Here is an 11,994-nt window from a genome sequence, read left to right as displayed (position 1 = left end):
CTATCAACATAAACATGATAAGATAATGATATATTCAGTAATGGAGGGGAAAATATGGCAGTAACATTTTATTGGTACCCGAATTGTGGAACCTGCAAGAAAGCTAAAAAGTGGCTTGATGACCAAGGTGTCGACTATAATGCAATACATATAGTAGAGGAAACGCCATCAAAGGAACAGTTACTATCTTTAATAGAACAAAGTGATTTACCTGCAAAGAAATTCTTCAATACTAGTGGAAAAAAATACCGTGAACAAAATATAAAAGAAAAAATTGCGGACGCTAGCACAGAAGAGATGGCAGAAATCTTAGCTTCAGATGGGATGCTTATCAAGCGCCCTATCGTTTCAGATGGCGAAAAGGTAACAGTTGGATTTAAAGAAGAGACATTCCAAGAAAACTGGGGATAACAACTGCTGCGCTACTAGAAATATAGAAGTTTTGACGGTATAGTTAAATTATTATGTACTTGGAGGGATAGTATGAGTTTACCAGAGGGTTTATTATATTCAAAAGAACATGAATGGGTTAAAAAAGAAGAAGGAAAAAAAGTACGTGTTGGGATTACAGACTTTGCACAAGATGAGCTAGGTGACATTGTATTTGTTGAACTTCCAGAAGTTGGTGATACACTAACTGCGGATGAACCATTTGGCAGTGTAGAATCTGTAAAAACAGTATCTGAATTATATGCACCTGTAAGTGGAAAAGTAGTAGAAGTTAATAACCAATTAGAAGATAGTCCAGAGTATGTCAATGAGTCACCTTATGAAAAAGCCTGGATGGTTGTTGTTGAATTATCAGATGAAACTGAATTGGAACAACTGCTTTCCTCAGAAGCTTATAAAGAATTAACTGATCAATAATTTGTGATTAAGCGTGGTTTCATTGCTTATCCAGCTTTAACCTAAATTGTGAATAGTTATCCTTTATTAATTCATATACTTTAAATAAAATTGAATATTCATTAAAATAAGCATCCGTTTGCTTACTTAAGGAGTGCTGTGGGATGATAATGACAGAGTCTGACAAAGTAATCATTGTGGAAGGGTTAACAGATAAACGGCAACTACAAAAAGTAATTAATGATGACGTGACGATTGTTTGTACAAATGGAACGCTTGGCGTGGAACGTTTTGATGATTTATTAGAAACCTATCACTTAGACGAAAAGGATGTGTTTATTTTTGTCGACGAGGACAAATCGGGATTGAAATTAAGAAAGCAATTAGCCCGAGAACTTCCTCATGCCGATCATATTTATATCAGCAGTGAATACCGAGAGGTAGCAACAACTCCTGAACATATACTTGCAACTGCATTAGTAAGCAAACATTTTTCAGTAAATCCAATCTTCCTAATGAAAGAAATATAGGGTGGTATTTTTTTGCAGGAACTAATTGATGAACACAGTAAAGAAAATTACCTTTTATATATCTATACTCCGTTTTGTGGCACCTGTAGTGTGGCAAGAGCGATGTTAGAAAAAATCGAGGATATTCATAAACAGGATATTTTTTATGAAAGGAACGCTTCCTTTCATCCAGAATTCATGCAGGAGAACCAAATAGAAAGTGTCCCATGTCTTCTAATTAAACAAGATAATATCATTAAAGAAAAAGTATATGCTTTCAAATCTATAGCGAATATATATTCATATTTAATGGAATATAAGCCGGAATTATTCAAGAAACAGTGAAAGCTGGGAAAAGGCTAATCAACTTTATCTATAAGTACGAAAATTAATTAGCAGAGTTCTATAAGTAGACCTAATTGAAACTCTGCAATGCATAAGCTTGAGATGTAAGTCAGCCGCATGCGGAAGACGTTTTATATTTCCGCAGCGGTTTTTTTATTAATTTTTATTGGCAGTTGCTGGAGCCGAGTGAATCGCTGTTTATCATTGCTTTACTCATTTATGTTGACAGTATACAAAGCATGTGCTAGTATAAAAGTCATACTTTAATGAGTTAAATAATCAAATACGATATCTCTTATCATGAGCGGGGGAGGGACTGGCCCTATGAAACCGCGGCAACCTTCAAATCTACTTTGAAAAAGGTGCTAATTCCAGCAGAGCTTTTGTTCTGAAAGATAAGAGAACGGTAGACTTATAGATATTACGTCTTTCTGTTCTCTTAACAGGAAGACGTTTTTGTTTTGGGGTATATTAGATATAAGGTAAGGTATTTGATTATGCATCAAAAGGAGGTAGCAGATTGATTTCGATTAAGGGTTTACGAAAGGTTTTTACATCTGATAACAGAAAAATCAATGCTGTTGATGATTTAACCCTTAACATTCAAGAAGGAGAAATATTCGGTGTCATCGGTTATAGTGGTGCTGGAAAAAGTACCTTTATCCGTTTGCTGAATCGTCTTGAAGAGCCAACTTCAGGGAGTATTGAAATTGGCGAGCAGGAGATTACATCATTAAATACAAGAGACTTAAGAAAAGCCAGACAGGAAATAGGAATGATTTTTCAACATTTCAATTTACTCTGGTCTCGTACAGTAAAAGATAACATTGCTTTCCCACTCGAAATAGCAGGGGTAGCAAAACAAGAGCGTGAGAAACGGGTACAGGAGCTTATCGACTTAGTCGGACTAAGCGGAAGAGAAAATGCGTATCCTTCTCAGTTAAGTGGAGGCCAAAAGCAGCGAGTTGGCATTGCCCGGGCGCTTGCTAATAAGCCAAAGCTATTGCTGTGTGACGAAGCAACCTCAGCACTTGATCCAGAAACAACAAATTCGATCCTTGATTTATTAGTGGATATTAATCAAAAGCTTGGTTTAACGATAATATTAATCACTCATGAAATGCATGTTATTCGTAAAATTTGTCGTCGAGTAGCAGTTATGGAGAAAGGGAAAATAGTAGAGCAGGGTGATGTGTTGGACGTTTTCTCCAATCCTAAGAAACCTGTTACAAAGAAATTTGTACAGCAAATAATGGGAGAAACAGATGAGGCAGAAGATACGGAGAAAATCCTTGCTACTTATAAAGAAGGTAAGCTTGTTAGACTTCATTTTATTGGGGATGCAGCAAACGAATCGTTAATAAGCAAAGTAATTAGAAAATTCCCGATAGATATTAACATCTTACAAGGGAAAATCACACAAACCCAAAGTGGTGGCTATGGTACTATGTTCGTTCAACTAAAAGGTGAAGAACCGGATATTCAACAGGCAATTGAATTTATTCAAAGCGAAACCACTGTAGAAGTGGAGGTAGTTCGCGATGTTCAGTGAAATAAGCATGGATGAAATATTAGTGGCAGCATACGAAACATTATATATGACGATTGTTGCATTAATAGGTACCGTTATTATAGGAATTATTCTAGGCTTGCTTTTATACCTAACTGCTAAAGATAACATTTGGGAAAATAAATTTTTCAATATGATTGTTTCCTCAGTGGTAAACGTATTTCGTGCGATCCCATTTATTATTCTTATTCTACTGCTTTTCCCATTTACAGATTTCTTGTTTAATACGACAAGAGGGCCTACTGCAGCGTTGCCAGCACTAATTCTTGGATCAGCACCGTTTTATGCACGACTTGTAGAAATTGGCTTTCGTGAAGTCGATAAAGGTGTGATTGAGGCAGCAAAATCAATGGGGGCAAAAACGAGAACGATTATCTTTAAAGTTTTGCTTCCTGAATCAATGCCAGCATTAGTTTCAGGGATTACCGTAACAGGAATTGCTTTAATTGGTTACACTGCGATGGCTGGTGTAATTGGAGCAGGAGGACTAGGTGACTATGCCTATTTCTACGGATTCCAGCGCCGCCAATTTGATGTGGTTTTACTATGTACGATCTTAATACTTATTATCGTGTTTATTTTTCAGTTTATTGGAGATTTTATCTCTAAAAAACTTGATAAAAGATAAAAAAGCACTAGCGCTTAGCTAGATAAAACAAGAATAAGGAGAGAATGACAAATGAAAAAGATTTTATCATTGTTCGCTATTTTATTTATAGCACTTGTATTAGCTGCATGTGGTAATGGTGGAACAGAAGAGGGAAATACTGATAATGCTGCAGAGGGAAGTAATGAAGAAGGTGCCGAGGAATCTTCCAACGAACCAGCAGAGATTGTTGTTGGTGCATCTAGTACACCGCACGCAGAAATTTTAAAAGAGGCACAACCAATTCTTGAAGAAGAAGGAATTACTTTAAAAATTGAAGAATACCAAGATTATATATTGCCAAATGATGATTTAGCAAATGGAACATTAGATGCAAACTATTTCCAGACAGTTCCATATCTAGAACTAACAGTTTCAGATACAGGATATGATTTAGACTATATTGAAGGTATCCATATCGAGCCATTGGGTATTTATTCTAAAAATATTACTAGTGTAGATGATATTCCAGAGAATACAGAAGTAATCATAAGTCGTTCCATTTCGGACCATGCTCGTATATTAGCGCTTTTCGAAGCTGAAGGATTAATCAAATTAGATGAAAGTGTAGAAAAATCAGCAGCGACAGTGGATGATATTACAGAGAATCCACTTAATTTAACATTTTCACCTGACGTGGACGCCGCTTTCTTACCTGAAATGTACGAATCCGAAGAAGATGCACTTGTTGCCATTAACGGGAATTATGCTATTGAAGCAGGCCTAAGTCCATTGGATGACGCATTATTCCATGATGGTGACAATCCTAATTATGAAAATGTTGTAGCAGTTCGCTCTGAAGACAAAGATAATGAAGCATTAAATAAACTTGTAGAAGTACTACAATCTGAAGAGATTCAAAACTTTATCTTAGAAAATTATGGTGGTGCTGTTGTACCAGTAGGTGGAGACAAATAAGCAATTTCTTCGTATTTAGCAGTATGGGAGCGTATATGCTTGGAATTGTAAGAATGTAATACTTCACAATTAGTTGAGAAGATTAGAATCCTATAAATCGGGAATAAGTACACCAAATGATGGTTGTTGTATTATCTGACGGCTGTTATCATTACATTATTCAAGAGGAAAGGATGATAATCAAATCGCTATGAAGTATACAAGTGAAATGGAAAAAGCGATGGAACAATCCCACGGAATGAATTACGCTGAATATGAAAGAAAGCTGTCTAACCGACTGAAAGTAGAAAAAAGCCGGGAAGCAAGCTATCAAAAAAGTAAACAAATCTTGTCAGAGGTAAATGCTCAAGTTCATAAATAAGGGTTAATTTATCTTAGTGAAGTCTTCGTTCAAAATGTTGAGAACTGTTTCTTAAGTGATGACGAAGTACAGTAAGCTGATTAACATAAACATTCGTGCTGGTAATCTATTAGGTTTCCAGCACGTTTTCATTTAAACTGTAAATAAATACATACATATAAAAATTCTTTAAATAATGCAGAAGCCTGCAGGAACGGGAGTAAATAAGTTTATACTTGCATACCTGCCCAAAAGGCTTGCTATACCATAAGAAAACGTGCCGTTAAAGAGTTGATAATTAATTTGAAATGCTTTAAGATTGTAATGAGAATAGATTGAGAATGAATATTATATTCATTTCTTATCATAAGCGATTAGCAAATTTGGGTTTTGCTAAGCTTTTTTGCAAAACCTTAGTTGCACTTATGCAGTTAAGAAAGTATATACTTTACTTATCTGCGAAAAAATACAGAAACTTGGAGGTATAGCTATGTCAGGATCAGTATTAGAAATCAAAAATCTTCATGTATCAATCGAAGACAAAGAGATATTAAAAGGTGTAAACCTTACTATAAAAGGTGGAGAATTCCACGCAATCATGGGACCGAACGGAACTGGTAAATCTACTCTTGCTTCTGCAATTATGGGACATCCAAAATATGAAGTAACAGAAGGTTCTATCACACTTGATGGTGAAGATGTGTTAGAGATGGAAGTAGATGAGCGTGCCCGTGCAGGTTTATTCTTAGCAATGCAATATCCAAGTGAAATTAGCGGGGTAACAACTTCTGACTTCTTACGTTCTGCTATTAATGCACGCCGAGAAGAAGGCGATGAAATTTCTTTAATGAAATTCATTAAAGAATTAGATAAAGACTTAGAGTACTTAGAAATTGATCAAAACATGGCAACAAGATATTTAAACGAAGGTTTCTCAGGCGGGGAGAAAAAACGTAATGAAATCCTTCAATTAATGCAATTGAAACCAGAAATAGCCATTCTTGATGAGATTGACTCTGGTTTAGATATCGATGCACTTAAGGTTGTATCGAAAGGGATTAATAAAATGCGCGGAGAAGACTTTGGATGCTTAATTATTACGCATTATCAACGTCTGCTTAACTACATCACTCCAGATTTTGTACATGTTATGATGCAAGGACGTGTTGTTAAATCAGGTGGTCCAGAATTAGCAAAACGCCTTGAAGCTGAAGGATATGAGTGGATTAAAGAGGAATTAGGAATCGAAGACGAAACAGTAGAACAAAATGCGTAATAGAGGTTGTTCAAAAAGTCCGGTGAAAATGACGCATTGAATTTCTTCGTTGGTTAGCTTTTCCGCTACTCACGTATCAATTGCATACGTTTCGTTGCTCAAAGCTAAGCCGCCTCGAACTTCTCGGTCCTTTTCATCCTCCTTTTTGAACACGCACTAATAGTTAGGAGGAGTAACATGGCTGTCGAAACAAAGCTTCCATTTGATAAAGAGTATATCGAACAGTTTTCAAATACATTAAATGAACCAAATTGGATGCGTTCTCTACGTTTACAAGCTTTAGAACAAGCAGAAACGCTCGAAATGCCAAAGCCAGATAAAACGAAGATTACAAGATGGAATTTTTCCGATTTTAAACATGAGTATACAACTGGAGAAACTATTCCTTCTTTACAGGAGTTGCCAGATGTCTTAAAAGACTATTTTGATCAAGATAATCTGCCTGAAAATCTGCTCATTCAACGTAATCATACTGTTGCATATGCAGCATTAAAGGATGAATTAAAAGATAAAGGTGTTATTTTTACAGATATCTTTACGGCAATGAAAGAGCATAGCGATTTAGTTGAACAATATTTCATGAATAATGCAGTATCAGTAGATCAAAATCGTTTAACTGCCCTGCATGCAGCATTAGTAAATGGCGGAGCATTTATCTATGTTCCTAAAAATGTAGAGATTGAAGAACCGTTGCAAGTTGTATTCTGGCAGGAAGATCCGGAGTTAGCGCTTGTTAACCATGTAATCGTTGTAGCGGATGAAAATAGTAAATTAACATATGTAGAAAATTACGTTTCTAGTAATGTAGAAGAGCAGACAGTAGCAAATATTGTTGAAGAAGTGTTTGCCCATAACAATGCAAAAATCTCTTATGGCGCAGTGGATAATTTTGCTGAAGGTACTACTTCTTATGTGAATCGTCGTGGAGTTGCATATGATAATGCAACAATTGACTGGGCTCTTGGTCAAATGAACGAAGGTAATACAGTATCTGAAAACATCACACACTTAATTGGTAACGGCTCTACTTCTAAAGCGAATGCTGTTACTGTAGGGCGTGGGACACAAATTCAGAACTTCACTGCTAACATTGTACAGCATGGTAAAGGAACAGATGGATTTATCCTGCAGCGTGGTGTAATGAAGGAAAAAGCGACAACGATCTTCAACGCAATTGGTAAAATTGAGCATGGTGGTTCAGGATCCAATTCTGAGCAAGAATCACGTGTATTAATGTTAAGTGCAGATGCACGCGGTGACGCAAACCCAATTCTATTAATCGAAGAAGATGATGTAACAGCAGGACATGCTGCATCTGTTGGTCGTGTTGATCCTTTACAAATGTACTATCTAATGAGCCGCGGATTGAAAAAAGAAGAAGCAGAACGATTAGTAATCCATGGATTCCTAGCACCTGTAGTTTCTCAATTACCAATTGAATCGGTGAAGAAACAATTAACACAGGTTATTGAAAGGAAAGTTTATTAATGGATTCAAGAGCGATTCGTGAGCAGTTTCCGATACTCAACCAAGAAGTGAACGGAAAGCCATTGGTCTATCTTGATTCATCTGCAACATCTCAAAAGCCAATTTCTGTTATAGAAGCTCTAGATGATTACTATCGTCAAGACAATTCTAATGTTCACCGCGGTGTACACACACTAGGAACAAGGGCGACAGATAAATATGAAGGCGCAAGGGAAAAGGTAAGGAAATTTATCCATGCAAAAAGTATAAAGGAAGTTATCTTTACTAGAGGAACAACAACTTCCTTGAATTATGTTGCATATGGTTATGCCCGTCAGAAGCTGCAACCAGGGGATGAGATTGTGACTACTCCAATGGAGCATCATAGTAATATCATTCCTTGGCAGCAAGCTGCGAAAGCAACAGGTGCAACACTGAAATATATTCCCTTACAAGAAGACGGCAGCGTGTCATTAGACGATGTGAGAAAAACTGTAACAGATAAAACAAAAATTGTTGCGATTACACATCTATCGAACGTGCTGGGTACGATAAACCCAATTAAAGAAATTGCCGGAATTGCTCATGAAAAAGGAGCCATTCTCGTTGTAGATGGAGCTCAAGGTGCTCCTCATATGAAAGTAGACGTACAGGATTTGGATTGTGATTTCTATGCCTTTTCTGGACATAAAATGTGCGGTCCAACTGGTATTGGTGTACTCTACGGAAAACAAGAACTTCTAGAAGAAACAGAACCAGTTGAATTTGGCGGTGAAATGATTGACTTTGTAGATCTTTATGATTCTACTTGGAAAGAGCTTCCTTGGAAATTTGAAGGAGGTACACCCATTATCGCTGGAGCTATCGGATTAGGTGCAGCAATTGATTTTCTTGAGCAAGTTGGAATGGATGCTATTTTTGAACATGATAAAAAAATAGCGAAGTATGCTGTGGAACGCTTAAACACGATAGATGGGATAACTATTTACGGCCCAGAAGAACGTGCAGGTCTAGTTACATTTAACTTAGACGATGTTCATCCACACGATACAGCTACCGTATTAGATAGTGAAGGTATCGCTGTTCGCGCAGGACATCATTGTGCACAGCCATTAATGAAATGGCTCAATGTAACTGCCACAGCACGTGCAAGTTTTTATCTTTATAATACAGAAGAAGATATTGATAAGTTAGTGGATGGACTTGTTAAAGCGAAGGAGTTTTTTGGCGATGTCTTTAAATAATCTTGATCAGCTATACCGACAAGTGATTATGGACCATTACAAAAACCCTCGAAATCGCGGAAATATTGAAGGAGATTCGGTAACCGTTGATATGAATAACCCTACTTGTGGTGACCGCATACAGCTTCAATTACTAGTAGAAGATGGACTGGTTAAGGATGCGAAATTTGAAGGCGAAGGATGCTCCATTAGCATGTCATCTGCATCCATGATGACGCAAGCGGTAAAAGGGAAAACAATAGAAGATGCGTTAAAGATGTCTAAACTCTTTTCTGATATGATGCTGGGGAAAGATTTGGATACCGATATAGATTTAGGAGATATCGAAGCCCTACAAGGAGTATCTCAATTTCCAGCTCGAATAAAGTGTGCAACCCTTGCTTGGAAAGCAATGGAAAAAGGTGTGAACGAAGAGAAGTAACTATCTAAAGGAGGTTTTATCATTGTCTAAAAAAGCACCAGAGATAGAAGAGTACCAATATGGATTTCGTGACAAAGACGTTTCTGTTTTTCGTACGGAAAGAGGATTAACGAGAAAAGTCGTAGAAGAAATCTCTAAGTTAAAGGAAGAACCACAGTGGATGTTAGATTATCGTTTGAAAGCATTGGAACACTTTTATCAACGTCCGATGCCACAATGGGGTGGAGATTTAGCCGAGTTAAACTTTGACGAGATTGTTTATTATGTAAAACCATCTGAAAAACAAGGTAGAACTTGGGATGAGGTACCTGCTGAGATTAAGCAAACCTTTGATAAGTTAGGAATCCCAGAAGCAGAGCAAAAGTATCTTGCAGGTGTATCTGCTCAGTATGAATCTGAAGTAGTTTATCATAGCTTAAAAGAGGATTTAGAAGAAATGGGAATCATTTTTAAAGATACTGATACTGCTTTGAAAGAACATGAAGAATTGTTCAAAGAGTATTTTGGTACGGTGATTCCATATTCCGATAACAAATTTTCAGCGTTGAACTCCGCGGTTTGGTCTGGTGGTTCTTTCATTTATGTACCAAAAGGAGTAAAAGCAACATCACCACTACAAGCATACTTCCGAATTAACTCAGAAAATATGGGTCAGTTCGAGCGTACGTTGATTATCGTGGATGAAGGCGCATCTGTGCACTATGTAGAAGGTTGTACAGCACCTGTTTATACAACCAACTCATTGCACAGTGCCGTTGTAGAAATTATCGTGAAGAAAGACGGTTATTGCCGTTATACTACGATTCAAAACTGGGCGAATAACGTATACAACCTAGTAACAAAACGTGCTACTTGTGATGCAAATGCACAAATGGAGTGGATTGATGGTAATATCGGCTCCAAGCTGACAATGAAATACCCTGCAATCCACTTAAAAGGTGAAGGTGCACGCGGAAATACCATCTCTATCGCGATTGCTGGACGTGGACAAGTGCAAGATGCAGGTGCAAAAATGTATCACCTAGCGCCAAACACATCATCTTCTATCGTTTCCAAGTCCTTCTCTAAACAAGGTGGAAACGTGACATATCGTGGACTTGTTCACTTTGGAAGAAAAGCAGATGGTGCACGTTCCAACATCGAATGTGATACATTGATTCTTGATAATGAATCAAAATCGGATACTATTCCATACAATGAAATTTACAATGATAATATTTCACTAGAACATGAAGCGAAAGTTTCTAAAGTATCTGAAGAACAACTATTCTACCTGATGAGTAGAGGTTTAACAGAAGAAGAAGCAACAGAAATGATCGTAATGGGCTTCATCGAGCCATTTACAAAAGAGCTTCCAATGGAATATGCAGTAGAAATGAACCGTCTTATCAAATTTGAGATGGAAGGTTCAATTGGTTAATAATAATACAACAATCCTGTCTGGCAATTTGCTGGATAGGGTTGTTTTTTTAATACTGAAATATGTTATTTACTATATTATCTGCTAAAATGAAATCCATCTTTGTAGGAAACCAACTCAAACAATGCTAATATTAAGGTAGAACTCGTTAGTTAAAAGGGGTATTCATGTGTTCATTATTATTTGCTTACTGATTGGAACACTTGCTGCATTTGTAGGGGCGATTGCTGGTTTAGGTGGCGGGCTTGTTCTTGTACCTAGCTTATTCTTTCTCCAGCATATTTCAGATGCATTTAGTTGGGCAACACCGCAAACAGTTGTTGGAATTTCATTATTGACGATGATTTTTACTGGTCTTTCATCTACATTAGCTTACGTTAAAGTAAAGCGGGTGGATTATCGAACAGGCATTATCTTCCTGAGTGGCAGTATCCCGGGTGGAATGCTTGGTTCTTGGTTAAATCAGTTTATTCATGCAAATGAATTTTTATTGTATTTTGGTTGTTTAATGATTTTCATTTCATTACTCTTATTCATAAAGAAGGACTCTTATACTAGAAAAATACCTTCAAATAAAAAGGGAGTACGCACCATTCAACTGGAAGGAAAAGAATATCATTACCGCGTAAATATGGCAGGAGCGTTTATTCTTTCAATAGTCGTTGGTATTCTATCCGGGCTATTTGGAATTGGTGGTGGTTCCATTATCGTTCCAGCAATGATGCTGTTATACGGAATTCCTGCACATATCGCAACAGCAACTTCTATGTTTATCATTTTTTTTGTCAGTCTATCGAGTTCCTTCACTCATATCATCTTAGGTCATATCGAGTGGGAATATGTATTACTTTTCATCCCTGGTGCATGGCTAGGTGGAAAACTTGGTGCTAAAGTAAATCAGCTTTTATCAAGTAAAACATTGGAATGGGTATTACGGATATTATTCATTTTGATCGGTGTTCGAATGATTTTTCAAGGACTTTCATAAGGAG

General features: G+C 36.9%; 14 protein-coding genes and 1 riboswitch. All 14 genes read left to right on the top strand.

What is annotated here, in order from left to right; all coding sequences use genetic code 11:
• Nucleotides 1–54 precede the first annotated feature (54 nt).
• The 14 genes from D8M04_RS04835 (at nt 55) to D8M04_RS04775 (ending at nt 11,990) form a co-directional block, all read left to right on the top strand.
• Nucleotides 55–411: an arsenate reductase family protein gene (locus D8M04_RS04835; protein ID WP_121521787.1), complete on the top strand. Its 357-nt coding sequence runs from the start codon at nt 55–57 to the stop codon at nt 409–411.
• A 72-nt stretch (nt 412–483) separates the two neighbouring features.
• The gene (gene gcvH / locus D8M04_RS04830; RefSeq protein WP_121521786.1) at nt 484–867 is read left to right on the top strand and encodes a glycine cleavage system protein GcvH; all 384 of its coding nucleotides are present in this window, start codon (nt 484–486) and stop codon (nt 865–867) included.
• Between the two features lie 143 nt (nt 868–1,010).
• Nucleotides 1,011–1,376 (top strand): toprim domain-containing protein, encoded by a 366-nt coding sequence (locus D8M04_RS04825; RefSeq protein WP_121521785.1) that lies wholly within the window; start codon nt 1,011–1,013, stop codon nt 1,374–1,376.
• A gap of 12 nt (nt 1,377–1,388) precedes the next feature.
• A complete protein-coding gene (locus tag D8M04_RS04820; protein ID WP_121521784.1) occupies nt 1,389–1,700 on the top strand; it encodes a thioredoxin family protein in 312 nt (103 codons plus the stop codon).
• A 292-nt stretch (nt 1,701–1,992) separates the two neighbouring features.
• Nucleotides 1,993–2,102: riboswitch (SAM riboswitch) on the top strand.
• A 118-nt stretch (nt 2,103–2,220) separates the two neighbouring features.
• Nucleotides 2,221–3,252 carry a methionine ABC transporter ATP-binding protein gene (locus D8M04_RS04815; RefSeq protein ID WP_121521783.1) on the top strand — a complete coding sequence of 344 codons (1,032 nt, stop codon included), beginning with the start codon at nt 2,221–2,223 and terminating at the stop codon, nt 3,250–3,252.
• Nucleotides 3,242–3,898, top strand: a complete 657-nt coding sequence (locus tag D8M04_RS04810; RefSeq protein ID WP_121521782.1) for a methionine ABC transporter permease — start codon at nt 3,242–3,244, stop codon at nt 3,896–3,898. Before D8M04_RS04815 ends, D8M04_RS04810 begins: the two co-directional genes overlap by 11 nt.
• A gap of 51 nt (nt 3,899–3,949) precedes the next feature.
• The gene (locus D8M04_RS04805) at nt 3,950–4,834 is read left to right on the top strand and encodes a MetQ/NlpA family ABC transporter substrate-binding protein (protein ID WP_121521781.1); all 885 of its coding nucleotides are present in this window, start codon (nt 3,950–3,952) and stop codon (nt 4,832–4,834) included.
• A 190-nt stretch (nt 4,835–5,024) separates the two neighbouring features.
• The gene (locus tag D8M04_RS20130; RefSeq protein WP_187695405.1) at nt 5,025–5,195 is read left to right on the top strand and encodes a YuzK family famiily protein; all 171 of its coding nucleotides are present in this window, start codon (nt 5,025–5,027) and stop codon (nt 5,193–5,195) included.
• Between the two features lie 469 nt (nt 5,196–5,664).
• Entirely contained in the window at nt 5,665–6,450 is a 786-nt protein-coding gene (gene sufC, locus D8M04_RS04800; RefSeq protein ID WP_121521780.1) for a Fe-S cluster assembly ATPase SufC, read from the top strand.
• A gap of 177 nt (nt 6,451–6,627) precedes the next feature.
• The gene (gene sufD / locus D8M04_RS04795) at nt 6,628–7,938 is read left to right on the top strand and encodes a Fe-S cluster assembly protein SufD (RefSeq protein ID WP_121521779.1); all 1,311 of its coding nucleotides are present in this window, start codon (nt 6,628–6,630) and stop codon (nt 7,936–7,938) included.
• Entirely contained in the window at nt 7,938–9,161 is a 1,224-nt protein-coding gene (locus tag D8M04_RS04790) for a cysteine desulfurase (RefSeq protein ID WP_121521778.1), read from the top strand. Before sufD ends, D8M04_RS04790 begins: the two co-directional genes overlap by 1 nt.
• On the top strand, nt 9,148–9,582 hold the full coding sequence (gene sufU / locus D8M04_RS04785) for a Fe-S cluster assembly sulfur transfer protein SufU (RefSeq protein WP_121521777.1): 435 nt from the start codon (nt 9,148–9,150) through the stop codon (nt 9,580–9,582). Before D8M04_RS04790 ends, sufU begins: the two co-directional genes overlap by 14 nt.
• Before the next feature lie 22 nt (nt 9,583–9,604).
• Nucleotides 9,605–11,002 carry a Fe-S cluster assembly protein SufB gene (gene sufB, locus D8M04_RS04780; protein ID WP_121521776.1) on the top strand — a complete coding sequence of 466 codons (1,398 nt, stop codon included), beginning with the start codon at nt 9,605–9,607 and terminating at the stop codon, nt 11,000–11,002.
• A gap of 169 nt (nt 11,003–11,171) precedes the next feature.
• The gene (locus tag D8M04_RS04775; protein WP_121521775.1) at nt 11,172–11,990 is read left to right on the top strand and encodes a sulfite exporter TauE/SafE family protein; all 819 of its coding nucleotides are present in this window, start codon (nt 11,172–11,174) and stop codon (nt 11,988–11,990) included.
• Nucleotides 11,991–11,994: the final 4 nt, after the last annotated feature.

This window comes from Oceanobacillus piezotolerans, from assembly GCF_003665065.1.
GTDB classification, from domain to species: domain Bacteria; phylum Bacillota; class Bacilli; order Bacillales; family Amphibacillaceae; genus Oceanobacillus; species Oceanobacillus piezotolerans.
This window is presented reverse-complemented; position numbering and strand designations above follow the sequence as displayed.